Source organism: Flagellimonas baculiformis (assembly GCF_033441575.1).
GTDB lineage: Bacteria > Bacteroidota > Bacteroidia > Flavobacteriales > Flavobacteriaceae > Flagellimonas > Flagellimonas baculiformis.
The window spans coordinates 32,984-59,145 of record NZ_JAUZVW010000001.1; the positions used below are offsets into that span (position 1 = coordinate 32,984).

General features: G+C 46.9%; 28 protein-coding genes. 18 read left to right on the forward strand and 10 right to left on the reverse strand.

What is annotated here, in order from left to right; translation table 11 throughout:
- Positions 1-130 precede the first annotated feature (130 nt).
- The 7 genes from SD450_RS00115 to SD450_RS00145 are packed head-to-tail and all read left to right on the forward strand — an operon-like array spanning position 131 to position 5,879.
- Positions 131-904 (forward strand): ParA family protein, encoded by a 774-nt coding sequence (locus SD450_RS00115; RefSeq protein ID WP_108423540.1) that lies wholly within the window; start codon positions 131-133, stop codon positions 902-904.
- Entirely contained in the window at positions 905-1,813 is a 909-nt protein-coding gene (locus SD450_RS00120) for a ParB/RepB/Spo0J family partition protein (RefSeq protein ID WP_318342633.1), read from the forward strand. It begins immediately after the preceding gene.
- Entirely contained in the window at positions 1,806-2,432 is a 627-nt protein-coding gene (locus tag SD450_RS00125) for a DUF5683 domain-containing protein (protein ID WP_318342634.1), read from the forward strand. Before SD450_RS00120 ends, SD450_RS00125 begins: the two co-directional genes overlap by 8 nt.
- 3 nt (positions 2,433-2,435) lie before the next feature.
- The gene (gene dapB, locus SD450_RS00130) at positions 2,436-3,137 is read left to right on the forward strand and encodes a 4-hydroxy-tetrahydrodipicolinate reductase (RefSeq protein WP_318342635.1); all 702 of its coding nucleotides are present in this window, start codon (positions 2,436-2,438) and stop codon (positions 3,135-3,137) included.
- Between the two features lie 48 nt (positions 3,138-3,185).
- The gene (lepB, locus tag SD450_RS00135) at positions 3,186-4,928 is read left to right on the forward strand and encodes a signal peptidase I (protein WP_318342636.1); all 1,743 of its coding nucleotides are present in this window, start codon (positions 3,186-3,188) and stop codon (positions 4,926-4,928) included.
- A gap of 17 nt (positions 4,929-4,945) precedes the next feature.
- A complete protein-coding gene (locus tag SD450_RS00140; RefSeq protein ID WP_318342637.1) occupies positions 4,946-5,578 on the forward strand; it encodes a WbqC family protein in 633 nt (210 codons plus the stop codon).
- The gene (locus tag SD450_RS00145) at positions 5,571-5,879 is read left to right on the forward strand and encodes a DUF6122 family protein (protein WP_318342638.1); all 309 of its coding nucleotides are present in this window, start codon (positions 5,571-5,573) and stop codon (positions 5,877-5,879) included. The genes SD450_RS00140 and SD450_RS00145 overlap by 8 nt, the downstream gene beginning before the upstream one ends.
- Here SD450_RS00145 and SD450_RS00150 read toward each other — a convergent pair.
- The 7 genes from SD450_RS00150 to SD450_RS00180 form a co-directional block, all read right to left on the reverse strand.
- A complete protein-coding gene (locus SD450_RS00150; protein ID WP_318342639.1) occupies positions 5,868-6,887 on the reverse strand; it encodes an endonuclease/exonuclease/phosphatase family protein in 1,020 nt (339 codons plus the stop codon). The genes SD450_RS00145 and SD450_RS00150 overlap by 12 nt on opposite strands.
- A gap of 18 nt (positions 6,888-6,905) precedes the next feature.
- Positions 6,906-7,769: a rhomboid family intramembrane serine protease gene (locus tag SD450_RS00155; RefSeq protein WP_318342640.1), complete on the reverse strand. Its 864-nt coding sequence runs from the start codon at positions 7,767-7,769 to the stop codon at positions 6,906-6,908.
- A 3-nt stretch (positions 7,770-7,772) separates the two neighbouring features.
- Complete coding sequence (locus tag SD450_RS00160; protein ID WP_318342641.1) at positions 7,773-8,507, reverse strand: rhomboid family intramembrane serine protease; 735 nt, start codon at positions 8,505-8,507, stop codon at positions 7,773-7,775.
- Entirely contained in the window at positions 8,508-10,355 is a 1,848-nt protein-coding gene (gene mutL / locus SD450_RS00165) for a DNA mismatch repair endonuclease MutL (protein WP_318342642.1), read from the reverse strand.
- Entirely contained in the window at positions 10,355-10,639 is a 285-nt protein-coding gene (locus SD450_RS00170; RefSeq protein ID WP_108423530.1) for a riboflavin synthase subunit beta, read from the reverse strand. Before SD450_RS00170 ends, mutL begins: the two co-directional genes overlap by 1 nt.
- A gap of 212 nt (positions 10,640-10,851) precedes the next feature.
- Positions 10,852-11,334, reverse strand: coding sequence for a 6,7-dimethyl-8-ribityllumazine synthase (ribH, locus tag SD450_RS00175; RefSeq protein WP_318342643.1), 483 nt, complete (start codon positions 11,332-11,334; stop codon positions 10,852-10,854).
- A 3-nt stretch (positions 11,335-11,337) separates the two neighbouring features.
- A complete protein-coding gene (locus SD450_RS00180) occupies positions 11,338-12,099 on the reverse strand; it encodes a tetratricopeptide repeat protein (RefSeq protein WP_318342644.1) in 762 nt (253 codons plus the stop codon).
- 126 nt (positions 12,100-12,225) lie between these two features.
- Here SD450_RS00180 and recF point away from each other — a divergent pair, with 126 nt between their 5' ends.
- The 4 genes from recF to SD450_RS00200 are packed head-to-tail and all read left to right on the forward strand — an operon-like array spanning position 12,226 to position 14,584.
- Entirely contained in the window at positions 12,226-13,305 is a 1,080-nt protein-coding gene (recF, locus tag SD450_RS00185; RefSeq protein WP_318342645.1) for a DNA replication/repair protein RecF, read from the forward strand.
- A 1-nt stretch (position 13,306) separates the two neighbouring features.
- Positions 13,307-13,729 (forward strand): hypothetical protein, encoded by a 423-nt coding sequence (locus tag SD450_RS00190; protein ID WP_318342646.1) that lies wholly within the window; start codon positions 13,307-13,309, stop codon positions 13,727-13,729.
- On the forward strand, positions 13,729-14,025 hold the full coding sequence (locus SD450_RS00195; protein WP_072877531.1) for a DUF721 domain-containing protein: 297 nt from the start codon (positions 13,729-13,731) through the stop codon (positions 14,023-14,025). The genes SD450_RS00190 and SD450_RS00195 overlap by 1 nt, the downstream gene beginning before the upstream one ends.
- Before the next feature lie 19 nt (positions 14,026-14,044).
- Positions 14,045-14,584: a GNAT family N-acetyltransferase gene (locus tag SD450_RS00200; RefSeq protein WP_318342647.1), complete on the forward strand. Its 540-nt coding sequence runs from the start codon at positions 14,045-14,047 to the stop codon at positions 14,582-14,584.
- Positions 14,585-14,599: 15 nt separating this feature from the next.
- Here the strand turns inward: SD450_RS00200 and SD450_RS00205 are convergent, their stop codons facing one another.
- Complete coding sequence (locus SD450_RS00205) at positions 14,600-15,019, reverse strand: nucleoside-diphosphate kinase (protein ID WP_318342648.1); 420 nt, start codon at positions 15,017-15,019, stop codon at positions 14,600-14,602.
- A 51-nt stretch (positions 15,020-15,070) separates the two neighbouring features.
- A complete protein-coding gene (locus tag SD450_RS00210; protein ID WP_318342649.1) occupies positions 15,071-16,105 on the reverse strand; it encodes an alkaline phosphatase D family protein in 1,035 nt (344 codons plus the stop codon).
- A 74-nt stretch (positions 16,106-16,179) separates the two neighbouring features.
- Here SD450_RS00210 and SD450_RS00215 point away from each other — a divergent pair, with 74 nt between their 5' ends.
- The 6 genes from SD450_RS00215 (at position 16,180) to SD450_RS00240 (ending at position 24,389) form a co-directional block, all read left to right on the forward strand.
- Entirely contained in the window at positions 16,180-17,196 is a 1,017-nt protein-coding gene (locus SD450_RS00215) for a DHH family phosphoesterase (protein WP_318342650.1), read from the forward strand.
- Entirely contained in the window at positions 17,193-17,741 is a 549-nt protein-coding gene (gene gldI, locus SD450_RS00220) for a gliding motility-associated peptidyl-prolyl isomerase GldI (protein WP_318342651.1), read from the forward strand. The genes SD450_RS00215 and gldI overlap by 4 nt, the downstream gene beginning before the upstream one ends.
- Positions 17,742-17,752: 11 nt before the next feature.
- A complete protein-coding gene (locus SD450_RS00225; RefSeq protein ID WP_318342652.1) occupies positions 17,753-18,859 on the forward strand; it encodes a peptidylprolyl isomerase in 1,107 nt (368 codons plus the stop codon).
- An 87-nt stretch (positions 18,860-18,946) separates the two neighbouring features.
- Complete coding sequence (locus SD450_RS00230) at positions 18,947-20,020, forward strand: DUF3810 domain-containing protein (RefSeq protein WP_318342653.1); 1,074 nt, start codon at positions 18,947-18,949, stop codon at positions 20,018-20,020.
- A 64-nt stretch (positions 20,021-20,084) separates the two neighbouring features.
- Complete coding sequence (locus SD450_RS00235; protein ID WP_318342654.1) at positions 20,085-23,024, forward strand: amidohydrolase family protein; 2,940 nt, start codon at positions 20,085-20,087, stop codon at positions 23,022-23,024.
- A gap of 96 nt (positions 23,025-23,120) precedes the next feature.
- Positions 23,121-24,389: an amidohydrolase family protein gene (locus SD450_RS00240; RefSeq protein WP_404828215.1), complete on the forward strand. Its 1,269-nt coding sequence runs from the start codon at positions 23,121-23,123 to the stop codon at positions 24,387-24,389.
- Positions 24,390-24,485: 96 nt separating this feature from the next.
- Here SD450_RS00240 and SD450_RS00245 read toward each other — a convergent pair whose 3' ends face one another.
- On the reverse strand, positions 24,486-25,289 hold the full coding sequence (locus SD450_RS00245) for a DUF6503 family protein (RefSeq protein ID WP_318342655.1): 804 nt from the start codon (positions 25,287-25,289) through the stop codon (positions 24,486-24,488).
- Between the two features lie 66 nt (positions 25,290-25,355).
- On the opposite strand from SD450_RS00245, the gene SD450_RS00250 reads away from it, so the two are divergent.
- Positions 25,356-26,159, forward strand: coding sequence for a TrmH family RNA methyltransferase (locus SD450_RS00250; protein ID WP_318342656.1), 804 nt, complete (start codon positions 25,356-25,358; stop codon positions 26,157-26,159).
- Positions 26,160-26,162 lie beyond the last annotated feature (3 nt).

Here is a 26,162-nt window from a genome sequence, read left to right on the forward strand (position 1 = left end):
CTTAACGATCTAATACAGATAACTTTAACTTTCTTTAACGCCCAAAGCGGCCGTTATTCACCCCTTGTTAACAAAATACATTTTCTGGCATCTTAAATAATCGTATTTTTAGCACCTAACTTACTATGAAATGGGCAAGATTATTGCTATCGCGAACCAAAAGGGCGGTGTGGGCAAAACGACCACTACGGTAAACCTTGCAGCCTCCCTTGGCGTATTGGAAAAGAAAGTATTGTTGATCGACGCCGACCCCCAGGCCAATGCAACATCTGGCCTTGGCATCGATGTGGATTCCGTGGAATATGGCACCTACCAACTTTTGGAACATACCATGAGCGTGGACGAGGTCATCATCCAGACAGATTCCCCCAATGTTGATCTAGTTCCCGCACATATTGACCTTGTGGCCATCGAAATAGAATTGGTGGACAAGGACAATAGGGAATACATGATGAAAGAAGCCCTCAAGGACCTTGGTGACCGATATGATTTTGTCTTGATCGATTGTGCCCCATCCCTGGGCCTTTTGACCTTGAATGCCCTTACCGCGGCAGATTCGGTCATGATTCCCATCCAATGCGAATATTTTGCGCTGGAAGGTCTTGGTAAGCTATTGAATACCGTAAAAAGCGTACAAAAAATACATAACAACGACCTGGACATCGAAGGTATGCTACTGACCATGTACGATTCCAGGCTCCGTTTGTCCAACCAAGTTGTGGAAGAAGTGAAAAAACATTTCGCCGATATGGTGTTCGACACCATCATCCAAAGAAATGTGAGATTGAGTGAAGCCCCAAGTTATGGAGAGAGCATCATAAAATATGATGCCAGCAGCAAAGGTGCCTCCAATTACCTTAACTTGGCCAATGAAATTTTGAAGAAAAACAAGGAGAAAGTTTAAATGGCGAAAGCAACTAAAAAACAGGCTTTGGGAAGAGGCCTGTCCGCCCTATTGAAAGATCCCGAGAACGATATCCAATCCGTTTCGGACAAAAATGCGGACAAGGTGATAGGAAATGTGGTGGAACTGGACATCGAATCCATAGAGATGAACCCGTTCCAGCCCCGATCCAACTTCAATGATGAAGCTCTTGAGGAATTGGCCAGTTCCATTCGGGAATTGGGTATCATCCAACCCATCACCGTTAGAAAACTGGATTTCAACAAATTCCAGTTGGTGTCCGGGGAACGAAGGTACCGTGCCTCCAAACTGGTCGGACTGGAGACCATTCCTGCCTACATCCGCATCGCCAATGATCAAGAGTCCTTGGAAATGGCCTTGGTGGAAAACATCCAAAGGCAAGATCTTGACCCCATAGAAATAGCACTTTCCTACCAGCGACTCATCGACGAGATCCAGATCACCCAGGAAAAACTGAGCGATCGCGTTGGAAAAAAACGCTCCACCATCACCAATTACCTGCGCTTGTTGAAACTGGACCCCATCATCCAAACAGGGATGAGGGACGGGTTCATCAGCATGGGACACGGCAGGGCACTCATCAACATCGACAAGAAAAAGGACCAGATCTCCATCTACGAAAAAATTGTTTCCGATGGCCTTTCCGTCCGCGATACCGAACAATTGGTGAAAGCCTACAAGGAGCCCGAAAGCCAAACGGCGGCACCGAAGAAAAAAGGCAGCAAGGATGTTCCTGGATTTGTATCCAAAAGCATTGAAGCCATCAAAGAACACCTTTCCGCTAAAGTGGACATTTCCGCTTCCAGCAACGGAAAAGGCAAGATCGTGATTCCTTTCCATTCCGAAGAGGAATTCAAGCGAATAAAAAAATTGTTGACAGGTGAATAAAAACCTTCTCTTTTTGTTCTTTGCCTTGTTGTTTCTGCACATTGGTTTTTCCCAAGAAAAAGAGGAAACAGTCAAGGAAGAACCCCAACCCCAAGAAGTGGATTCCCTGGCCCAAAAAATGGAGGGCGAAGGCATCACTTTTGAGGAGGTGACCAAAAGGGAACGTGTGAACCCGCTTGCTCCCAGCAAAGCTGCATTCTATTCGGCCGTACTTCCCGGTCTTGGGCAAATCTACAACAAACGCTACTGGAAAGCTCCCATTGTCTGGGGTGCCATTGGAACCGGAATCTACGTGTATTCCTATAACAACACCGAATACAAGAGGGCCAGAAACGCCTTCAAACGGCGGTTGGCAGGCTTTACCGACGATGAATTTTTTGGCCGTATTTCCGACGAGGCCCTAGAGGAAGCACAAGAGAATACCCAAAGGGACCGGGACCTGGCCCTTGTGATCACCATTGCGCTCTATGCCCTGAACATCATAGATGCCAATGTGGACGCGCACCTGAAGCAATATAATGTTGACGACAATCTCGCGGTTGATTTTCAACCTTATATAGATGTAAACCCCGTGACCAACCAACCCAATTATGGAATGGCCCTGGTCGTAAAATTTTAATATATGAACATTGCGCTGTTCGGTTATGGCAAAATGGGAAAGATGATTGAGCAAATCGCCCAAGAAAGAGGCCATACCATTGTGGCAAAAATAGATGTTGGCACGGCAGATGTGGATTATGGCGCCATGGATGTTGCCATAGATTTCAGTACGCCCGGTGCCGCCTTTGAAAATATCACCAACTGTTTCAAAAACGATGTTCCGGTCATCAGTGGAACTACTGGCTGGCTTTCGCAGTATGATGAAGCCGTGGAACAATGCATGGAAAACAAAGGAGCCTTCATCTACGCATCCAATTTCAGTTTGGGTGTGAACATCTTTTTTGAACTGAATTCGTATTTGGCCCAAATGATGGCCCAATTGGAGCAGTACAAGGTTTCCATGGAGGAGATCCACCATACCCAAAAGCTGGATGCACCCAGCGGAACTGCCATCACCTTGGCCGAAGGGATCATTGGGAACTCTTCGTACAGGGATTGGAAATTGGACACAGCGGATGAAAAGACCATTCCCATCAAATCAATCCGGGAGGGCATGGTGCCCGGCACCCATAGCATTTGCTACGAAAGTGATGTGGACAGCATCGAGATAAAGCACACGGCACACAACAGGCAGGGTTTTGCCCTTGGGGCCGTGATCGCAGCGGAATGGATCCAAGGTAAAACAGGTGTCTTTACAATGAAGGACGTGTTAAACCTAAGCTAAAAAACGTAACAACAATTTAGGCGATCAGTCTAACAAAGAAAATATAATATGGACGGTACACAGTGGATCATTTTTATCCTGATCATCCAGATCATCCATTTTTTGGGTACTTGGAAACTATATGTAAAAGCAGGGCGAAAGGCTTGGGAAGCCGCCATTCCTGTGTATAACGGGATTGTATTGATGAGAATCATCAGCAGGCCCAAGTGGTGGGTCATCTTGTTGTTCATCCCCATCATCAATTTATTGATGTTTCCTGTGGTTTGGGTGGAGACCATCCGAAGTTTTGGCAAGAGCTCCCTCTTGGACACGTGGTTGGTCATCCTTACCCTTGGGTTTTACATTTATTACATCAACTACGTAGAGGATGTTACCTATATCGAAGACCGTAGCCTAAAACCAAAAACCGGTCTGGGCGAGTGGGTCAGTTCCATTGTCTTTGCCATCGTGGCCGCAACCTTGGTGCACACCTATTTCATCCAGCCCTATGTAATTCCGACGGGATCTTTGGAGCGCACCCTCCGTGTCGGGGACTTCCTTTTTGTGAGCAAGTTCCATTATGGTGCCCGGGTGCCCATGACCACCTTGGCCGCCCCAATGGTGCACGATACACTTCCCGTTCTTAAGACGAGGTCCTATGTGGCCGATGTGAATCCCGAAACCGCCAAGACTTCGTGGATCAACAAACTGCAATTGCCTTACATGCGCTTGCCCGGTTTTGAAGAAGTGAAGAAGAACGATATTGTGGTCTTTAGTCTGCCCTCGGATACTTTGTATCAGTTTTTCAAAGCACAAAAAGCGGTCATAAAACCTATAGACAAGAAATCCAATTATGTGAAGCGTTGTGTAGGAACGCCTGGGGATTCCCTTTCCGTGGTTGATGGCTTTGTGCACATCAATGGAAAAAAATTGCAGCTTTCGGACAGGGCCAAACCCATGTACAATTATGAGGTGTATGCCAAAAATGGCGTGTCCAGTCGCTATTTGGAGGAAGTGGATGCATCAGACTATTTGCGCAAATACATTGCCACCAGTATAAACGAAGCCCAGTATAATGCCTTGGCACCTTACGCCATGGGCGCCAACCGTACAAAGGATGGCAAAATAGAACTGATTACACAAGAAAAAGGAATCCCTACCGAAGTCATTCGACAATTGAGGCTTTCCTTGACCGAGGAAAAACCTTTGTCACGGATTGCCAACATGACTGCCGAAATGGTGGAAAAACTACGCCAAAACCCAGCGATTGACTCGGTGGTGATGACCGTTGAACCCAAAGGGAAATATGGAGGAGCCTTTCCGCAAAAACCCAACCTCTATCCGTGGAACAATGACAATTTTGGGCCCATTTACATTCCAAAAGCGGGAGCTACGGTGGAAATCAACTCCAAGACCATTCCCTTGTACAAAAAAATCATCAGGGACTATGAGCACAATGATGTGAAGGTGACAGGAAACAAGGTCTTCATCAATGGACAGGAAGCCAACTCCTACACCTTCAGACAGGATTATTACTGGATGATGGGGGACAACCGTGACCATTCCGAGGACAGTAGGACCTGGGGCTATGTGCCTGCCGACCATATTGTGGGCAAACCCGTTTTCCTATGGATGAGTTTTGACAATTTCACGGAAGGCATTGCCAATTGGAGACCCCGATGGGAGCGTGTCTTCACCACCGTGGGCGGCAGTGGGGAACCTGTTTCCTACCTCAAATATTTTCTGATCTTGTTGGTTGGATGGTTTGTGTTTGATTTCTTCCGAAAGCGAAAGAAGAAAAAGGCTGAATAACCCTTAATCCGTTTCCTTTGAAAATATTGCTCCACCCCACCTATTTTCCGAACGTGGCCTCATTTGCCGCCATGGTGCAAAATGATGTGGTCTGGGAAACCAAGGACAATTTTCAGAAGCAGACCTACCGAAACCGGTGCTACATCTGTACGGACAAGGGAAAACACATGCTCAACATTCCCATCAAACATGTTGGTGGTGATGAGGGCAGGCAAAAATATGCCGATGTGGAAATGGACAACAGCTATCCCTGGAAAAAACAGCACTGGCGCACCTTGGAAACAGCCTACAGAACATCCCCTTTCTTTGAATTCTATGAAGATGAGATAAGACCACTGTATGAAGGAACCGATATCTCTTTGTTTGATTTCAACCTAAAGACCATTGAGGTGATCAGCAGCTGTATCGGGGTTGATCTGCCTTACACAAAGACCGAGAAGTTCCAAATGGAGCCTATCGACCTTGTTGATGCTCGTTTTTTGGTAGAGGCCAAACGAAAAGGAAAAATACACTTGGAGCCCTACCCACAAGTGTTCGAGGAGCGGCATGGGTTCATTCCCGACCTGAGCATATTGGACCTTTTGTTCAACGAGGGTACCAATGCCCTTACCTACCTGAAGAACCAAACTTTGGATTTGTCCCATGCTTAGGCACATGGTCCATTATAGCATCCATTTCTTGGTGCCCATCCTTATTGCCGTCTGGTTTTTTAAGGGCAACCGATTAAAAATTGCATTGATCTTATTGGCAGGCATTCTTATCGATGTGGACCATCTGCTGGCAGACCCTTTATTCGACCCGAACCGTTGCAGTATCGGTTTCCATCCTTTGCACAGTTATTGGGCCATTTTGGTGTATTGCATCCTTCCCTTTTTCAAACCCACTAGGATCATTGGTCTAGCGCTCATCATCCACATTGTGGCGGACATGCTGGACTGTCTATTGATGTGAATTGAGGCGTAGCGTGGCCATCACAGGATAGTGATCGGACAGCCTTTTGTTGAAATTTTCATGGTCAAGAACTTCAAAATCAGAATCGCTCAAGATATAGTCTATCCTGATTGGGAATTTGAACAGGTCATAAGTTCGACCAAACCCCTCTCCTTTTTCCAAAAAAGTATCTTGTAAATCGCCTTTGGCCATTTTATAGATATTTGAAAATTGGGTGTTATTGAAATCACCACAAACGATGTTCGTGAAAGGACTCTTCTCAATATGCTCCCTAAAAATTTTTGCCTGTTCCAGTTGCTTGGTGAACGTATTCACCAAACGCCTGTATGCTTTTTCGGATTTGTCGCCATTGGAAAAGGAAGCAGCTCTCGGGACAATGTTGAAGGACTGTAAATGGATGTTATATACCCGTATGGTGTCCGCTCCATGCACTATATCTGCATAGATGATATTGTTGATGGTTCCTGGCAGATCCAACGAACCATTACCGATTATCGGATATTTTGAAAAAATGGCCTGTGTTGTACGCCTCGCAGGGTATGGGGTTTCACTTCTGTAGGGATATTGGCGCAATTGACGATGGCGATTCCTATCATACTCTTGGATACAAAGGATATCAGGATTCTCTTTCTTGATAAATTCAATTATGCTATCCCCTACACCGGGTTCCTTGATCCATCCATTTTTATTAAAGCCCCAAACATTGTAGGTCATTATTTTCAGATCAGTGGGCTCATCTTTTATCGTATCACTTTTGGAAAAGCCGTAGAAAAAACCAAAGGAAATGTATCCTACGAGCAATGCCGATAAAGAATAAACCGCCCTTTTTCTTTTTCTGAACAACCAGTACAGCAGAAACAAGATATTAAGTATGAAAAGAAAAGGCACAAAGAGGCTCAGGACGGAAAGGACTGGTATTGGCTGAAACGGCAAAAAAGAAAAAATGGATATGATGCCCAATAAAAGCGCAATCAAAATATTGATGGCAAGAATTATCCTATCCAGCATTGATGTTGATTTTATGTATCAATCTTCCTTACCTGCTTTAAACAAAAAGTCCTTTTCTTCTTTGGACAGGCTCTCATAACCCGACTTGCTGATCTTGTCCAAAATGGTATCGATCTTGCGTTGTCTGGCCTGCCTATCATAATCTGCCTGGGTATCCGCGGCAGTATTTTTTCTATATACGGTCTTCATCGGAGCCTTTTTCTCTTTTGGCTTGAACAGTTGTGCAATGGAGTTTCTCAACTTGGTGAAGCCAGCACCAATATCATTGCCCTTGAAGAGTTGACGGGCATACATATACCCTAGGAAAGCACCGCCCAAATGGGCCAACCGTCCTCCAATATTCGCGCCATAGGGTATCTGGATCAGATCCACCAAAACGAAGAACGCCCCCACATACCATAGTTTGATGTTGAAGAAAATTACCCTGACCTCCTGATTGGGGATGTACGTACACACAAAGATCAGTACGGCCGTCACCCCCGCCGATGCACCAATAAGGGCCGTATTGGTGTTCAACAGCGTTGGGAACACATTGTAACTGAGCAGAAAGACCAGTCCGCCCACGATGACACCCAAAAAATATACGTTGATGAACTTTTGGGCATCAAAAAGGTTCAAGAAGATGCGACTGGCAAAATAGAGCATGAGCATGTTCCAAAAGATATGCCCCAATCCTGCATGAAAAAAAGAATAGGTGACCAGAGACCACGGCTGCCCTACAAATTCCAAAAAATCCTTGGGCAAATGAAACCAGTGGGACACCGAATAGCCCAGCAAGGCTGTTGACAATCCGTCCAGAAGAAAAATCAGGACGTTGACAGCGATCAGTTTCTCAGCAATGCTGAGTCGGGCAAATTGATATTGAAGTCCGCCATTCGTCATAGATCAATCCCATCTGTTATTGTTGAACTGGTTCTTTTTCCAGTACCACATCATTATAAACCCGATCAGGGCACCGCCAATATGGGCGAAGTGTGCCACTCCCGTGTTCACGTTCCCTATTCCAAAAATCAGGTCCACAGCAATCAAAATGGGCACAAAATATTTCGCCTTGATGGGAACGGGCAGGAAGATGAGCATCAACTTGGCCTCGGAATACATAAAGGCGAAGGCCACCAAAATACCGTATATGGCCCCTGACGCCCCTACTGCCGGGGTATTGAATGCCGTCAACATACTGTCGATTGTACTTTTTGGTACCAAATCATACCACCCTGGGCTGTATTTTCCCTGGGCCAAAATATCCAAAACCTGCGTTCTTGCAATGCCTGCTCCTTCCAGAGCATTCAAACCCTCGTTGAAAAGAAAATAATTTACTCCGGTGTGCAATGCGGCAGACCCCAGTCCCGCTGAAAAATAGAAGAACAGGAACTTGTTCCTGCCCCACATTTGTTCCAAAGGTGTCCCGAAAGCCCACAAGGCGTACATATTGAACAAGATATGCATCAGGCTCCCGTGCATGAACATGTGCGTGACGACCTGCCACCATTCAAAATTATTGTTCTTGGGAAACCAGAGCGACATCCATTGGTACATTTGGTCCCCATATAGTTGTGTGGCAAAAAACAGGATCACATTGATGATCAACAAATGCTTTACTGCCTCGGTCATTCTACCCATCTAACTGAATTTTTTATCGATATCCCCTTCGGAGATAATGGTGTACGTTAATTTTTGGAACGGACTCAAAGAGGGTTCCTTACATGCGAACAGGTTGTCCAAAAGGGCCAATTGCGATTCTTGATCCAAAACCTCGCCGGTCCGTACCGCCAAATTCTTGGAAAGCACTTTGGCCAAGACCTCTGCCTGCGAAACAGAACCATCACTGAACCCCTCAGTATAATCTGCGATGAGGCGATCCAATACCGTGCCAATCCCACTTTCAGGGACCACCAACGGCACACCTGTCACTTTTACAGTCTCCTGTTCCAGACTTTCAAAGGCAAAACCGATGTTTGTCAGGCTTTCCTGGATCTCGTTCAGAACGGCCAGTTCCTGCTTGTTGAAGGTCAGCTCCATAGGAAACAACAGTTGCTGGCTCAGACCTTCCTTCACCGTGATCTCTCCTAAAAATTTTTCAAAAAGGATGCGCTCATGCGCCCTGTTTTGGTGGATGACGAGCATTCCGGACTTGACCGTGCTCACCACATACTTCCGTCGGAGCTGGAAGGTAGAGGCCAAATGCCCTGTCCCATCTTCCGGATACAAAGTGCCCTGCTCCTCGCTTTCCGATTCGATGACCACACTACTGAAACCTTCAAGATCGGTGCTTTTTTCCAATCCTTCGTACAGGCCCTCCCAACCCTTGGCACTGGTTTTTTGATAAGTCCCACCACCCGTGTTTCTTCGCTCCGTGGTTTGCTGGAAGGGATTGAAACTGGCATCCACGGTAATCTTGGGCAAGGTCGCCCCCTTTTCTTTGTACGAATAGGGCGTATCCAGATTGGGGTCATGCTCAAAATCGAGTACCGGGGCCACATTGAACTGCCCCAAGCTATGCTTTATGGTCGATCGGAGAATGGCATAGAGCGTGTTCTCGTCATCAAACTTCACTTCTGTCTTTGTGGGATGGATGTTGATGTCGATGGAAGACGGGTCCACTTGCAGGTACAGAAAATAGCCCGGATACAGGTCCGATTTGATCAAACCTTCAAATGCGGCGACCACGGCATGGTGCAAATAGGGACTTTTGATGAATCTTCCATTGGCAAAAAAGAACTGCTCCCCCCTACTCTTCTTGGAAAATTCGGGTTTGCAGACAAATCCTGAGATCTTGACCACCTCCGTTTCCTCCTGCACGGGCACCAATCGGCCATCCATCTTACTGCCAAAAATATGGGCAATACGCTGACGGTGCTTTGCCGATGGCAGGTTGAAGATGTCAGAACCATTATTGTAGAAATGGAACTCGATATCCGGATGCACCAAGGCCACCCTATGGAATTCGTCGGTGATGTGACGGAGCTCCACTTGGTCGGACTTCAAAAAATTTCGTCTTGCGGGTATGTTGAAGAAGAGGTTCTTCACTGAAATGGAAGTCCCCTTTGGGGCCGCCACAACCTCTTGGGAAACAATTTTACTCCCTTCTATTTTTATGTGTGTCCCCACCTCATTGGAAGCCGTCCGGGTCTGCATATCCACATGGGCAATGGCCGCAATGGAGGCCAGGGCCTCTCCTCGGAAACCCTTGGTCTGCAAATTGAACAGGTCCTGCGCTGACGATATTTTGGAAGTCGCATGGCGCTCAAACGAGAGTCGGGCATCGGTTTCGCTCATCCCAACACCATCATCGACCACTTGGACGAGGGTCTTTCCGCCATCCTTGATAATCAATTTGATGGTCTTGGCCCCGGCATCGATGGCATTTTCCAAGAGTTCCTTGACCACGGAGGCAGGCCGTTGGACCACTTCCCCTGCCGCAATCTGGTTGGCAACATGGTCTGGCAAAAGTTTGATGATGTCAGCCATTAGGGATTCAGGAATATCGATAGGTCGAAGTCGATGATAAAAAGGAACAACAACACCAATATGCCCACAATGATGAGAAGGCGCAGTTTCAGGTTCTTGTCCCCTTCTGTTTTCAAATCGTCCATTGCCGATGAAAACTTGTTCTTGAGCCCTCTATTGGTATGTGCCGTACTTCGAAACTTATCCAGTTTGTGTTCTATTTTATACGGATTGCCCTCTCCCTTGTAGTAGCGTGGGGAATAATCAAATGATTTATTTTTCCTAAGTTTTAAGGGGTTTCGCATAACATCCTTCTCCGTATCACCTCAAAGGTACTCAAAATAGAAAAAAAGCGTTGGACGGTGCTGCCAAAAAATGTTAACAGGGGAGAGACAAGCTCAAGTACAAGTCAAAGATTCAAATTCAAAAATACAACCATCCAAAAGTTCAACTTGATAAAGGACGGCCTATCTATGTTCTTGAACTTGATACTTGTACTTGATATTTGTTCTTGAACTTATTTCCCCAATACCGCCATCTGGATGGCCGCTATGGCCGCTTCCGTACCCTTGTTGCCGTGTTTGCCCCCACTTCTGTCCTTGGCCTGCTGAAAATTGTCATCGGTCAGGACACAGAAAATGACAGGAACGTTATAGGCCACGTTCAGATCTTTGATGCCCTGTGCCGTGGCACTGCACACAAAATCGAAATGGCTGGTCTCCCCGCGGATGACACTGCCTATGGCGATGACGGCATCCACTTTTTGGGTGTCCATCATTTTTTTGCAGCCAAAAGTGAGCTCAAAACTGCCTGGAACATCCCACACCAATATGTTTTCGGGAAGTGCCCCACAATCCAAAAGGGCTTCTTGGGCTCCTTCACATAGGGCTCCGGTAATCTCTCCGTTCCACTCCGAAACAACAATCCCAAACCGAAGGTCCTTCGCATTTGGGATTTTGTTTTTATCGTAAGTGGATAAATTTTTATTCGCTGTGGCCATAGTTTAGTTTTGGGCCATTCCGATCAGGGCTTCGACGCCATTGGCTTCTTGGGCGTTCGGATACTCCTCCTTGATGCGCTCAAAATATCCCAATGCCTTGTCTTTTTTCCCCAATTCCATGGCAACCACTCCTGCCTTGTACAGAAATCTTGGTGTGGTGAACTCATTTTCACTATGGGCAATCGCCTTTTCGTAGTAATCCAAGGCGTCTTCGGGCTGGTTCAACTGTGAAAAAGCATCCCCGATGCCGCCTTTGGCCATGGCACCCATGATATCGTCATCCGATGAAAAGCTTTCCAAGTGGGAAATGGCTTCATCGTATTGCTGAAGGTTCAAATAGGTCATTCCCGCAGAATATTTGGCCAAATTGGCCGCCTTGGTACCGCTATATTCCTCAATGATGTCCAAGAAACCATATTTCCCCTCGGCACCGTTAAGGGCCAACGTAAACAGGGAATCCTTCTCAGTCTCACTGTTCAGCGCTTGGTCAAAATATTGTTGTGGGTAAAAAAGCTCGTTGGCCGCAGAGGCCTCTTTCGGCTTTTGGATGAACTGGTGGTAACCCAAATAGGCGAGCACCCCGATGGCAACGGCCCCAATGACCCCCAAAATATAGTTTTGGTTCTTTTGTACCCATGCCTCGGTGCGTGACGCACTTTCGTCCAGCGTGTTGAATACTTCCGCCGTTGTGCTGTCGTGTTCTTCTACCTGAGCTTCTTCCGCCTTATTTTTTGGCTTAAAGCCTCTCTTCTTGTATGTTGCCATCCGTCATTTAATTGGTCGCGCAAAAATAAAGTTTTTATCCAAAACCAAAAGGTAATTTATTCGTTATTTTTGGAACCCTTTATGGAACACCAATCGGAAAAACCCACTTTGTCCCTTTAGATTTTTATGTTTTTAAGACATTTATCTTTAGTCAATTACAAAAACTTCGACTCCAAGACCTTGGAGTTCGACCCCGTCATCAACTGCTTGGTGGGCGATAACGGCGTGGGAAAAACGAATATTCTGGATGCCATTTACCACCTCTGTTTTGGCAAGAGCTATTTTAATCCGGTGGCCACGCAGAACATCAAACACGACACTGAATTTTTTGTGGTGGAAGGTGAGTTTGAAAAGGAGGGAAAAACGGAAAAAATCATCTGTAGTTTCAAAAAAGGGACCAAAAAGGTCATCAAACGCAATGGAAAACCCTACGAAAAGTTCTCCGAGCACATTGGCTTTTTGCCCTTGGTGATCATTTCCCCTTCGGACCGTGACCTCATCCTCGAGGGCAGCGATACCCGCAGGAAATTCATGGACGGTGTTATTTCGCAGTCGGACAAAGTTTATCTACAGAACCTCATCAAGTACAACAAGGTTTTGGTACAGCGCAATTCCCTGTTGAAGTACTTTGTGGCCAATCGCACCTTTGACCCGAACACCCTTTCCATTTACAACGAACAATTGCATGGACTGGGGACGGAGATCCACAAAAAACGTAAGGAATTCATGGCGGCATTTGTGCCCATTTTCAAGGAGCAGTACAGTCATATCTCGGAAAAGGAAGAACAGATCATGCTCTCCTACGAAAGCCCGCTCTCCGAAGGTCCACTCTTGAAACTTTTGGAGGCCAATGTGGAGAAAGACCGTGCCCTGCAATACACTTCGGTGGGAGTGCACAAGGACGACCTGGACTTTACGATCGCGGGGCATCCCATCAAAAAATTCGGGAGCCAAGGCCAGCAGAAATCCTTTTTGATCGCGCTGAAACTGGCCCAGTTCCACTTCATCAAGGAACAGGCGAACACCACGCCCATCCTGTTGCTGGATGATATTTTTGATAAACTGGACGAGAACCGGGTCTCCCATATTGTGGGCTTGGTGAAGAACGACAATTTCGGTCAGATCTTCATCAGCGACACGCATGCGGAGCGTACGGAAAATGTGGTGAAAACCATCCATCAGAGCTATAAAATCTTTACCTTGTAACATGCGACGGATTCTCCCTTTTATATTGCTATTGATGCTCATGGGCTGCAAAAAAAACGCTGTGGCCGAAGCGGACCTACAGTACCTGAACGGATATTGGGAGATTGCCGAAGTGGAATTTCCTGATGGCTCCAAAAAGCAGTACTCGGTCAACCCCAGCATCGATTTTATCAAATTGGAGGATGGCGAAGGGTTCCGCAAAAAAATGCAGCCCCAGTTTGATGGTTCCTACGACACCTCGAACGATACGGAGTTCTTCACCGTATCGAAAAACCAAGAGACCTTTACGCTACGCTACAAAAACGAGTTCAGCGAATGGGAGGAAAAATTGGTGTCCGTGGATTCCCTTTCGTTTTCGGTGACCAATGAAGAAGGGGTCACCTATTCCTACAAGCGGTTCCAACCCATCCAAATTCCGAAGTAATGGCCAAAAGGAACAACTCCCATTTGCCATTGAGCGAAGCCTTGAACGAGTTCATCAAGGAAAACAAGCTCCAAAAAGGCATGGACAAGGTGGATGCCCGAGAGGCATGGACGAACTTGATGGGCAATGGGGTGAACAACTACACCACGGCCGTGGAACTCAAGAACGAGACGCTCTACGTGTCGCTTTCCTCCTCCGTGCTCCGGGAAGAACTCAGTTTGGGCAAGACCAAGATCATTTCCATGATCAATGAGGAACTGGGCCGGGAACTGGTCAAGAAATTGGTGCTTCGTTGATGTTGATCCTTCATTTCCCATGAAAGTCATCCTGTCCACAGAACGGCTCGTCATTTCAGAAGCAGAACTTTCAGATGCCACATTCATCCTGGAATTGCTGAACAGTCCCAAATGGATCCAATTCATTGGTGACAAGGGAATACAAACGATGGAAGACGCGGAGAACTATATCCGGAAAAATCTGATAAATTCCTACCGGGCCAATGGTTTTGGATTGTATAAGCTATGCTTTAAGGAATTCATGGTCCCCATAGGCCTTTGCGGATTCTTGAAACGTGACTATCTGGATCATCCGGACATCGGTTTTGCCCTATTACCGAATCATGAAGGAAAAGGTTTGATGTTGGAGGCCGGCAAAGCGCTTATGGAACACGCCCGATCCAATTTGGGTTTTGATGAAGTGCTCGCCATTGTCCTTCCATCCAATGGTCGATCGCGCCAACTACTGGGAAAGTTGGGGTTTCAAGAAATGGGAAAAGTGATGCCGATAGGAAGCCAAGAGGAACTGCTGTTATTTTCCAATAAAAAAAGCCCCTCCAATGGAGCGGCTTCTTCTTGATATCTTTGGTTCAAATCAGAACACTTCCCTTCCCGAAAAATGGAAAGCACCTTCAATCGCTGCGTTCTCATCACTGTCCGATCCGTGGATGGCGTTCTCACCGATGCTGGCAGCATACAATTTGCGGATAGTTCCCTCGGCAGCTTCGGCCGGGTTGGTGGCACCGATCAAGGCACGAAAATCATCAACGGCATTGTCCTTCTCCAAAATGGCGGCCACAATGGGACCCCTGGTCATAAACTCGACCAATTCACCAAAGAAAGGACGCTCTCTGTGGATACCGTAGAATTCCTCGGCATCCCTTTTGCTCAATTGGGTGTACTTCATGGCCACGATCTTGAATCCGGCAGCCGTTATTTTTTCCAAAATCGCACCGATGTATCCGTTCTCAACAGCATCTGGCTTGATCATGGTAAACGTTCTATTTCCCATCATTTACTTTAAAATTTTGCGCAAAAGTACAGTTTTTGGAACAACGGGCAAGGCTTAATAGGTTTGTTTTAACTCCTGGAGCACAGCCCCATTGTCGCCCATGATCTTCATGTGGGCCTCTTTATCCTTGAAATTTAGGTCGATGATCCCGTAACTTTTATTGGAAACCACCTCACCTACCCTATGGCTATTGGGCTCCCCGCTGAAGGAGGCATAGGAATGGGTGAGCCCACTGCTCGTAAAATCCACCAAGGGATAGGGCAATCCAGTGACAGTGGCCCTTGAAAATTCAGAGATGTGACGGTCCCCTGACAAAATGATGACCCCCTTCGCCCCTGATTCTACGATCATGGTTTCCAATTTTTCGACCTCATGCGGAAAATTGCCCCAAGTTTCAAAACCGTGCTCCCCGGACAATATCTGGATACTGGACATGATCAGGTTAAAATCCGCATCGGAATTGGCCAACTCGCCCTGCAACCACTCCCATTGGGCATCCCCGAGTATGGTGGCGCCATCCTCGGTATTGGGCTTATATCTTCTTTTGGGATCTTCGTCCCTGATCAGGTCACTTCGGAAATATCGGGTGTCCAAAACAATGACCTTCACCTTGCCATTGTCCGTTTTAAACTCATGTGCGGCATATACCCCTTCGCGATTCCTTCTTTCACTATCCAAAGGCACTCCCATAAAATCCAAGAACACCTGCTGACTTTCTTTTTTCACGGCAAATCCCGAGCCGCCATCATTGATTCCAAAATCATGGTCGTCCCAAGTCCCGATGATGGGAACCTCGGCCTTCAATCGGGCATAGCCCTGAACCGTATCCTGCATCGCATAAATGGCCCTGATCCTGTCCACATCGTCGGTATCGGCATAGACAATATCCCCGCCCCAAATCCATACATCCGGGTTTTGGGCCAGCACATCGTCCCAAAACGGGTTGGGTTCCTGGGGCATGTTACAGGAGCCAAAGGCCACCACAAAATCAGGCCGTTGCTTTTCTTTTTCCAATGGTTGTTTCCCTTCTTTCCTTTTGCATCCCATAAAAAGGACCACAAGGACCAGCAAAACGGAAGTGTGCTTCATCGTCAGTGTTTAGAGGTTCAAAAATAAGGATATTGCCAGTTACCTCTATATTATATTATTGTATATTTGGCCGCATGAATTCAGCGGATATCACGACAGTAAAGTCGATACTTTCCCAACCTCAAAAAATTGTGATCGTCCCTCATAAAAACCCCGATGGCGATGCTATGGGCTCTTGCTTGGCACTGTATGGGTTTTTGAAGGGAATGGGCCACACGACCCATGTGATTGCCCCGAACGATTACCCCAAGTTCCTGAAATGGATGCCCGGCAACGAGACGGTCATCAATTACGAATGGGAGACCCAAAGGGCCCAGCGATTGTTGGATGAATCCTCCTTGATCTTCACTTTGGATTTCAACGACCTGTCCAGGGTTGGACAGATGGAATCAGCACTAAAGCAAGCGAAGGCCGATTTCATCATGATAGACCACCACCAACAACCCGGTGATTATGCCACGGTGACCTATTCCGATGTCAGCATGAGCTCCACCTGCGAAATGGTCTATAATTTTATCGACTTCTTGGGCGGAGCCGAACGAGTGACCAAGGAAATCGCCACCAACCTCTACACGGGCATCATGACCGATACAGGTTCTTTTAAGTACCGCTCCACATCGAGCAAAACCCACCGCGTAGTGGCTGAATTGATAGACCGGGGCGCGGAGAACATGGAGATCCACAGGCAGGTGTTCGACACCAATTCGCCTTCCAGACTACATTTATTGGGCGTTGCCCTGAGCAATATGGTCATCTTGCCCGAATATCGGACGGCATACATCACCCTTACCCAGGAGGAACTGGATGCCCATGATTTCAAGAAAGGTGACACGGAAGGATTTGTGAACTACGGACTTACCTTGGAGGATATTGTTTTTGCTTTGATCTTCATTGAAAACAAAGAAGAAGGCATCATCAAAATCTCCCTGCGTTCCGTTGGGGACTTTTCGGTGAACGAATTTGCCCGAAACCATTTTCAAGGAGGTGGGCACGACAATGCCGCAGGGGGCAAAAGTGACCTGGGCATGGAAGAGACCATCGAACAGTTCCGTACCATCCTGAAAACCTATAAAAGTCGATTGAACCCATGAGAATTGTCCTTTTGTGCATAGCTGTAATCGCCTTTGCCAGTTGCAGAGGCCCCGAACCACGAAAACCAGTGGAAGTGAAATCCGGCAGTTTTTACAAGGAATCCATAGAACGGAGCAAGCAATTGTTGGCCAAGGAAGAGGAAATGATCAAAGAACTCATGGCCAAGGACACGCTGCACGAATACATTACCAGTCCCAATGGCTTCTGGTATTATTATGAAACAAAAAACGATACGGCCACCTATTTGCCAAAAACCGAGGACCAAATCTTGTTTTCCTATAATTTGATGTCCTTGCAAAACGACACCATTTACACCGCCGAGCAGATAGGCCCAACATCGCACGTAGTGGACAAACAGCAATTGTTCCCAGGACTCCAAAATGCAGTGAAACTACTCAAAATCAACGAGAAGGCCACTTTTATATTCCCATCATTGCAGGCCTATGGCTATCAAGGAGACAATAAGGCGATTGGCCCACGGACGCCATTGAAATCTTCGGTGGAACTACATACGATCATTATCCATAAAGACAGTTTAAACTAAATCCATACACAATGAAACAATCACTTTACATCATAACCCTGTTCTCCTTAGTCATCTTGGGGTGCAAGTCCAGCCAGCATGCTGATCTGGGCGATGGCATCTTTGCCGACATCCAGACCACCAAAGGAGACATCATCGTCAAACTGGAATACGAAAAGACGCCCGTCACAGTGGCCAACTTCGTGTCCTTGGCAGAAGGTAACAACCCCTTCGTGAATGACGAGTACAAAGAAAAAAAGTTCTATGACGGCATTGTTTTCCACAGAGTCATCAAAGATTTTATGATCCAAGGCGGAGACCCTTCGGGAACAGGCAGTGGAAATATCGGATATACGTTCAAGGATGAGATCCATGACTCCCTGACCCATTCCAAAAAAGGGATCATTTCCATGGCCAACCGAGGTCCAAAGACGAATAGCAGCCAGTTTTTCATCACGCACAACGAAACCCCATGGCTCAATGGAAAGCATACCGTTTTTGGGGAAGTGGTCAAGGGAATCGAAGTGGTGGATTCCATCGCCAACACCGAAACAGGACCTGGCGATAGGCCAAAGGTAGATGTGGTGATGAACAAAGTGGCCATTGTCCGAAATGGCAAGGAGGCCAAAAAATTCGATGCCGTGAAAGTGATGAGCAACTATTTTGAAGAAGCAAAGGCTGAAGAAGCGGCTTTCAAAAAAATGAAAGAGGATTGGGTCGCTGAATTTACTGCACAAATGGCCAATGCCGAAGAGACCCCTTCCGGCCTGAAAATAGTCAAACTGAAAGAAGGAGAGGGCGAACAGCCAAAAGTAGGCCAAAAAGCAATGGTAAACTATGCTGGATGGTTAGCCAATGGGGAACTGTTCGACACGAACATTATGGAAATTGCCGAAAAGTTCAACCAAGTGAACCCTGGCAAAAGAGATCGCGGACTTTACAGCCCCTACCCTATGGATTACAGCCCGGACGCCCAATTGGCCGCAGGCTTTAGGGAAGGATTGCTTACCATGAAAGTGGGCGACAAACTGCGTTTGTTCATCCCACCACATTTGGGGTATGGCGACAATGACTATGGTCCTATCCCTGGAGGTTCCACATTGGTCTTTGACCTGGAGGTTGTGGGCATCCAAGAATAAAAACCAGCGATTGAACATAAAAAAAGCCGTACTTTTCCGTGCGGCTTTTTCATTGATGCACACACCTATTTTCGCTTTGTTATATTGATGGGACAAAAAACGAAAACAATCCTAGCCATTGCGCTTCCAGTCCAAATCGTATTGGTCAAATGGATGGGCAGCCATCCCCTCTTCGTCGAGAATTATTACAGTAATGGGATTTATCCTTACATCTCCCAATCGCTGCGGACGCTCTTCGGATGGATTCCATTTTCCATTGGAGATTTGATGTACACCGCCTTGGCCGTGATGGCCATCAGGTATTGTTACCTCCATTGGAAGACCATCAAAAAGAAGCCGCTCCTTTTTCTCAAAGACATCTTGGTGGTGCTCTCCATTGCCTATTTTGCCTTCCATATCCTTTGGGGGCTCAACTATTACCGCCAGCCCATCACATGGCGGTTGGGCATAGCACGCGAATATACCCTTGATGAATTGGTGGATTTTACCGAATATCTGGCTGAGAGGGCCAACCACTATCAAAATGAAATCACCGGGGACAGCCTTTCCCCTATCCAAGTGCCCTACCCCAGAAAGGAAGTCTTCGAGAAAACGGAAATGGCGTACCGTCTCTTACAAAAACAGTATCCCTATTTTCATTATGAAACCCCAAGCCTGAAATCATCCCTGTACAGTCTTCCCTTGACTTATATGGGATATGGGGGCTATCTCAACCCTTTTACCAATGAGGCACAGGTAAACGGCATGATCCCCTTGTTCCGATTGGCGGCCGTGAGTGGACACGAAGTGGGACATCAGTTGGGCTATTCCGCTGAGGATGCCACCAATTTTATAGGTTTTTTGGTCACATCGCAGAGCGACGACCCCTATTTCAAATATGCAGCATACAACCATGCATTGGGGTATTGCCTTGTGGACCTGTACAATAAGGATGAATCCAAGTACAATGAAATTTTGGACGCCCTCAACCCTGGTGTGAAAAAAAATTACAAGGAATTGGCAGATTTTTGGAAAAAATATGAGAATCCGATGGAGCCGGTCTTCAAGGCCGTGTTCAACACTTTTTTGAAGGTGAACAACCAAAAAGAGGGAATCAAAAGTTACAACTCGGTCGTTGGATTGATGATCAACCACCAAAAACAGCTGGGGAGCCAGGAATGAAACTTGTGCGATAGGTACACTTCCTTTATATTTAGACGAGCTAAACTAATTCAATTATAACTTTATGAAAATTAAACTCTTGGCACTGTCCTTTCTTTTGGGCAGTATTTCTTTGTTCGCACAAGATTATTTTCCAAAAAATGACGGTGTAAAGACAAAGAACAACAACTACACGGCATTCACCAATGCCAAGATCTACATGACCCCCACCCAGGTCATTGAAAAAGGTACCCTACTGATCCAGAACGGCAAGGTGGTCCAGGTCGGAAAATCTGTGAGCATTCCCAAAAATGCAGTGATCGAAGACCTTGATGGAAAGTCAATTTACCCCTCTTTTGTAGATATTTTTTCAAGTTTCGGGGTCAAGATGCCAGAAAGGGCAAGTGGTGCCGGAAGATCTGCCCAATATGGTCCTGAAAGGGAAGGATTCTATTGGAACGACCACATCATGCCGGAAAACAATGCCGTGAACAATTTCACCTACGACTCCAAAAAAGCCGAAGAGCTCCGAAAAGCAGGTTTTGGGGCGGTCAATACCCATATCCAGGACGGTATTGCTCGAGGAACTGGGCTATTGGTCGCATTGAACGATGAAGGTTCCGAGGCGCAGAGAATCCTTTCGGACAAGTCCGCACAATACTTTTCCTTCGAAAAAAGCGTGGCCAAAAGGCAATCCTATCCAGGTTCCTTGATGGGTGCCATGGCCTTGATGAGACAATTATACTATGATCTGGACTGGTACAGCAAGGGCAATGTGGACACCAAGGACCGCTCTCTGGAAGCCTTGGCCGCCAACAATGGATTGACACAGATCTTTGCTGCCGGAGACAATGGAAATGTGCTTCGGGCCGATAAAATCGGCGACCTTTTCGGCATCCAATACGCCATTTTGGGCGGGGGTGATGAATATGAGCGCATTGAGGACATCAAGGCCACCAAGGCCAAGTTGATCCTTCCCTTGAATTTTCCGGATGCCTTCGATGTGTCCAACCCCTATCAGGCCGAATATATTGCCTTGAAAGATATGCGGCATTGGAACTTGGCGCCGTCCAATCCTAAGGTATTGGCAGATAACGGTGTGGAATTCTCCATCACGTTGCACGAATTGAAATCGCCTTCCGACCTGAAGGAAAAATTGATGAAGGCCATCACCTATGGTCTTTCCAAGACCAAGGCTTTGGAAGCCCTGACCACTGTGCCTGCGGGCATTTTGGGCATGTCCGGCCAAATCGGGTCCCTACAGACCGGTAGCCAGGCCAACTTCCTGATCACCTCTGGCGAAATTTTTGATGAGAACACCATCCTCTACGAAAACTGGGTACAGGGAACCAAGAACATCATCCAGTCCATGGATTTGGTGGACATTCGCGGGAATTACAATCTCAATGTGAATGGAAATAGCTATACCGTGGCCCTTACCGGTTCCATTGACAAGCCCAAGGCCGAATTGAAAAAAGGTGATGAAACTGTCGATTCCAAGATTGACTTCTCCGACAATTGGTTGAACCTTTCCTTTTCAGACGATAACATAAGTTCTTACCGTATGATTGCCCGGGTTGTCCCAGGCTCGAACACAATCAGCGGCAAGATGGTGCTTCCCAACGGAAACGAAACAACGGCCAGCCTGACCAAATCATCACCTTTTGAGGAGAAATCCGAAAACAAGAGTGCCGAGAAGCCAGAATTGGTGGCACTCTCCTACCCTAATGTAGGTTTTGGATACAAGGAAAAGCCCAAACAAGAAAACATTCTTTTTAAGAATGCAACGGTATGGACCGGAGAGGCCATTTTGGAAAATACCGATGTGTTGATCAAAAATGGAAAAATAGAAAAGGTCGGGAAAGACCTTCGCGCAGGAGGGGCCACCGTGGTGGATGCCACTGGAAAACACCTTACCGCCGGGGTCATTGACGAGCATTCGCACATTGCCGCTTTGGCCATCAACGAAGGAGGCCATAATTCTTCCGCGGAAGTGCGGATGAAGGATGTCATCGACCCAACGGACATGGACATCTACAGAAACCTTGCAGGCGGTGTCACTACGATCCAACTGTTGCACGGTTCCGCCAACCCGATTGGGGGCCGTTCCGCCATCCTACGCTTAAAATGGGGGGAAAACGCAGATGGATTGGTATTCCCCAATGCACCAAAGTTCATCAAATTTGCACTGGGCGAGAACGTGAAACAGTCCAATTGGGACAGTTTTTCCCGTTTTCCACAGACCCGAATGGGCGTCGAGCAGGTATATACTGACTATTTCCAGCGTGCCAAAGAATATGATGCAAAAAAGAAGAGCGGACAGCCCTTCCGTTATGATGAGGAAATGGAAACCCTTGCCGAAATCCTGAATGGCGAAAGGTTCATCAGTTGCCACTCCTATGTGCAGAGTGAAATCAACATGATGATGAAGGTGGCGGAAAAGTTCAACTTCCGTATGAACACCTTTACCCACATCCTGGAAGGGTACAAAGTGGCCGATAAAATGGCCGAGCACGGAGTTGGAGGTTCCACTTTCAGTGATTGGTGGGCCTACAAATATGAAGTGAACGATGCCATTCCCTACAATGCCGCCATCATGGCCAGCCAAGGGGTTACCGTGGCCATCAACAGTGACGATGCCGAAATGTCCAGAAGACTGAACCAAGAGGCGGGGAAAACCGTCAAGTATGGGGGAATGTCCGAAATCGAGGCTTGGAAAATGGTCACCCTTAACCCTGCCAAACTGTTGCATTTGGACGACCGTGTAGGCAGCATCCAAGAAGGCAAGGATGCCGATGTGGTGCTTTGGACAGACCATCCGCTATCCGTATATGCCAAGGCAGAAAAAACCTTGATCGAGGGTAAAGTCTATTTCGATTTGGAAAAAGACCAAATGCTCAGGGAATCCGTGAAAAAGGAAAGAAACCAATTGATCGGCATGATGCTGAACGAAAAGAAAAATGGTGGAAAGACCCGTACACCTGCCCAAAGCAAGAAAGAACGATTTGAATGTGAAACCCTTTAAAGTAAGATAATGAAATTTTCAGATATAAATTCAGGCAATCATTGTCCCCTTGAGGGGACTTTAGGGGTGTTTTTGAGGCGCATTGCCTTCGTGGTCATGCTAGCTTTGAGTTTTACAACTTCCGCCCAACAGACCCCAGCCCCCAAACAGACCGAACAAGTTGCCATCTTTGGGGCGACCGCCCATATTGGCAATGGAGAGGTCATAGAAAACTGTACCATCATATTTGCGGATGGAAAGATCACGGCCATAGGTTCCGACCTTATGGCACCGACCATTGGCACCATGATAGATGCCAAAGGAAAACACGTATATCCGGGCATTATAGCACCATCCAAATCCCTCGGTCTGGTAGAAGTGGATGCCGTAAGGGCCAGTGATGACCAAGATGAAATCGGGGAAATGATCCCACACGTCAGGAGCATCATCGCCTACAACGCAGAATCCAAAGTGGTGGAAAGTATGCGTCCGAACGGGGTTTTGTTAGGTCAAGTGACCCCTCAAGGTGGAACCATTTCAGGCACATCGAGCATTGTACAGTTCGATGCGTGGAACTGGGAGGATGCCTCTGTCAAGACGGATGATGGCATCCACTTGAACTGGCCGTCCTTCTTCAGGAGAGGAAGATGGTGGATGGGAGAAGACAGAGGCTACATTCCCAACAAGGAATATACAGGACAAGTAGGCGACATCGAGGTGTTCTTCCAAAATTCCAGTGCCTATGGAAACTCCGTGGAGAAAGAAAGAAACCTTCCCTTTGAAGCCATGCAGGGCCTTTTTGATGGTTCCAAAAATCTGTACATCCACGCCAATGGCGAAAAGGAGATGATGGATGCCGTGGCGACCGCAAAAAAAGCGGGAGTGAAGAATGTGGTGATCGTAGGTGGATATCGTGCCAATAAAATCGCTGACTTCCTAAAGGAAAACAACGTTCCCGTATTGGTGAATCTCACCCATTCATTGCCCGAATATGACGATGACGATTACGATCTTCCCTATAAATTGCCCAAATTGCTCGTGGATGCCGGACTTTTGGTCGGGTTGCAAAATGAGGAGGCCGCCAATTTCCAGACCAGGAACCTACCCTTCTACGCAGGACAAACCGTGGGCCAAGGACTGGACAAAGAGACCGCTCTGCAATTGGTGACAGGGAACACCGCAAAAATACTGGGCATCGACGACATGTACGGCACTTTGGAAGTTGGCAAAAGTGCCACCTTGTTCATTTCGGAAGGAGATGCTTTGGACATGCGCACTAACAAACTATCCAAAGCGTATATCGATGGCCGGGATGTTTCATTGGAAACCCATCAGACCGAACTTTGGAAAAGGTATATGGGCAAGTATGAAGACGAAGGGAAGTAATAATTAACCCGACCTGCCTTAGTATTGAAATTTGTCAGGTTGAGCGCAGTCGAAACCTAAAACATTCTCGACTGCGCTCGAATTGACAAACAATTCCTAACTCTTACTCAAAGGAATGAATTCCGCCCCTTCAGGCTTGGCATACATACTTTCCAGTTTGGCATCCTCGGACAGCATCACATTCTCAAAGACCACGGTACTCTTTGCATCCAATATGGTGCGTCCTTCATAATTGTACCAGGTGATGGCCTTTGGAAGCAACACGCCATTGACTTCCTGCCATTCGTTGTAATGAATCCATCTAAAATTATCCGAAGGCTCCCCGGTGCCGTAGGTCACGGTATAGCCCAACCAGGCCATCTGGTGGGTTTCGGGGTCAAAATGGATATAATATTCATCCTTGGATGAAGCCCCTACCCCAGTCTCATAACCAATCTGGATACCCGGATAGCTTTTCCCTTCAAATTCCAAGTCTTCCGCAGCGGTGTACACGATACCATCATCTGCCAAAACAAAGGGCATCGCCTGAAAATAGAACATCAGGTTGTGGTAAAATGCGGCATCTCCCTTATAGGCTTCTTGGGAATCATGGAGCCAAACTTGTGCTCCATCAAATCCTAGGGAAAATGAATCGGTATCCACTCTATCCCTTCGTGACCACAGATCAATGGTGTGGGTCTCGGGAAGTTCGGGATTGGGCAGCACAAAGGAAAGGGTCCGCTGCTTTTTCCAGAGCTTCAGGCCGCCGTGGGCATCAAAAACCTTGGAAAGTGCTTCTGGAAAAGCATGCTGGTCCATCTTCTCTTCCATAGAGGTCTGCGGTTCTTTTTCTTCATTTTTCGGGGACTGTTTGCAGGCAAAAACGGCCAATACAGTCAATAGGATGGTTGTTTTTTTCATGGTGTAAGTTTGGTCACTTGGTCGAAAACCCCTTTTTTACATTACAGGAATAGCTATTTTTACTTTATGATGGAAACCAAACTGATCAGCAGTCTCCAAAATCCATTGGTAAAAAAAATACTGCTCCTTAAAGAAAAATCCCGGGAACGTAAGACAACGGGACTTTTTGTGGTAGAAGGGCAGCGAGAATTGGAACTTGCACAAAAGGGCGGATACCCCTTGGAGACCCTGTTATATTGTCCGGATATTTTGGATTCCTCCCAAATTCGACCATTCCTGAAAAATTCCAAGACCGAAACTGTACAGATTACAAAATCGGTCTATGAAAAAATGGCCCACAGGGGTACCACCGAAGGCGTTTTGGGAATCCTGAAAGCAAAGGACCATGGTTTGGACAAAATCCATTTCAAGAACAAAGAACCTTTGGTTCTGGTTGCCGAAGCCCCGGAAAAACCGGGCAACATCGGTGCCCTGCTACGGACTGCCGATGCCGCTGCAGTGGATGCGGTGCTGATTGCCAACCCCAAATCGGACCTGTACAACCCGAACATTGTCCGGTCCAGTGTGGGCTGCGTGTTCACCAATCAGATTGGCATGGGTTCCACCGAGGAAATCATCCATTTCCTCCAACAAAACCACATCAAGATCTATTGTGCCGCACTGACCGCCTCCAAAAATTATGTGGATTGTGATCTTACGGGTGCCACGGCCATTGTGATGGGAACGGAAGCCACCGGATTAACGGACGTTTGGCTCAAAAGTTCCGACCAAAATCTCATAATACCGATGCAAGGAGAAATAGATTCCATGAACGTTTCCGTATCGGCGGCAATACTTATATTTGAGGCGAAGCGGCAACGCGGATTCTAAGCT

Bases quoted from the DNA above. Each gene is read 5' to 3' on its own strand.
- SD450_RS00180 (WP_318342644.1), bottom strand. From the start codon at position 12,099: ATGGCAACATACAAGAAGAGAGGCTTTAAGCCAAAAAATAAGGCGGAA.
- SD450_RS00240 (WP_404828215.1), top strand. From the start codon at position 23,121: ATGCTAGCTTTGAGTTTTACAACTTCCGCCCAACAGACCCCAGCCCCC.
- recF (WP_318342645.1), top strand. From the start codon at position 12,226: ATGTTTTTAAGACATTTATCTTTAGTCAATTACAAAAACTTCGACTCC.
- SD450_RS00245 (WP_318342655.1), bottom strand. From the start codon at position 25,289: ATGAAAAAAACAACCATCCTATTGACTGTATTGGCCGTTTTTGCCTGC.
- SD450_RS00195 (WP_072877531.1), top strand. From the start codon at position 13,729: ATGGCCAAAAGGAACAACTCCCATTTGCCATTGAGCGAAGCCTTGAAC.
- SD450_RS00150 (WP_318342639.1), bottom strand. From the start codon at position 6,887: ATGCTGGATAGGATAATTCTTGCCATCAATATTTTGATTGCGCTTTTA.
- SD450_RS00205 (WP_318342648.1), bottom strand. From the start codon at position 15,019: ATGATGGGAAATAGAACGTTTACCATGATCAAGCCAGATGCTGTTGAG.
- SD450_RS00210 (WP_318342649.1), bottom strand. From the start codon at position 16,105: ATGAAGCACACTTCCGTTTTGCTGGTCCTTGTGGTCCTTTTTATGGGA.
- SD450_RS00155 (WP_318342640.1), bottom strand. From the start codon at position 7,769: ATGACGAATGGCGGACTTCAATATCAATTTGCCCGACTCAGCATTGCT.
- SD450_RS00160 (WP_318342641.1), bottom strand. From the start codon at position 8,507: ATGGGTAGAATGACCGAGGCAGTAAAGCATTTGTTGATCATCAATGTG.
- SD450_RS00200 (WP_318342647.1), top strand. From the start codon at position 14,045: ATGAAAGTCATCCTGTCCACAGAACGGCTCGTCATTTCAGAAGCAGAA.
- SD450_RS00120 (WP_318342633.1), top strand. From the start codon at position 905: ATGGCGAAAGCAACTAAAAAACAGGCTTTGGGAAGAGGCCTGTCCGCC.
- lepB (WP_318342636.1), top strand. From the start codon at position 3,186: ATGGACGGTACACAGTGGATCATTTTTATCCTGATCATCCAGATCATC.
- SD450_RS00230 (WP_318342653.1), top strand. From the start codon at position 18,947: ATGGGACAAAAAACGAAAACAATCCTAGCCATTGCGCTTCCAGTCCAA.
- mutL (WP_318342642.1), bottom strand. From the start codon at position 10,355: ATGGCTGACATCATCAAACTTTTGCCAGACCATGTTGCCAACCAGATT.
- dapB (WP_318342635.1), top strand. From the start codon at position 2,436: ATGAACATTGCGCTGTTCGGTTATGGCAAAATGGGAAAGATGATTGAG.
- SD450_RS00235 (WP_318342654.1), top strand. From the start codon at position 20,085: ATGAAAATTAAACTCTTGGCACTGTCCTTTCTTTTGGGCAGTATTTCT.
- SD450_RS00190 (WP_318342646.1), top strand. From the start codon at position 13,307: ATGCGACGGATTCTCCCTTTTATATTGCTATTGATGCTCATGGGCTGC.
- SD450_RS00225 (WP_318342652.1), top strand. From the start codon at position 17,753: ATGAAACAATCACTTTACATCATAACCCTGTTCTCCTTAGTCATCTTG.
- SD450_RS00145 (WP_318342638.1), top strand. From the start codon at position 5,571: ATGCTTAGGCACATGGTCCATTATAGCATCCATTTCTTGGTGCCCATC.
- SD450_RS00170 (WP_108423530.1), bottom strand. From the start codon at position 10,639: ATGCGAAACCCCTTAAAACTTAGGAAAAATAAATCATTTGATTATTCC.
- SD450_RS00250 (WP_318342656.1), top strand. From the start codon at position 25,356: ATGATGGAAACCAAACTGATCAGCAGTCTCCAAAATCCATTGGTAAAA.
- SD450_RS00215 (WP_318342650.1), top strand. From the start codon at position 16,180: ATGAATTCAGCGGATATCACGACAGTAAAGTCGATACTTTCCCAACCT.
- SD450_RS00115 (WP_108423540.1), top strand. From the start codon at position 131: ATGGGCAAGATTATTGCTATCGCGAACCAAAAGGGCGGTGTGGGCAAA.
- gldI (WP_318342651.1), top strand. From the start codon at position 17,193: ATGAGAATTGTCCTTTTGTGCATAGCTGTAATCGCCTTTGCCAGTTGC.
- ribH (WP_318342643.1), bottom strand. From the start codon at position 11,334: ATGGCCACAGCGAATAAAAATTTATCCACTTACGATAAAAACAAAATC.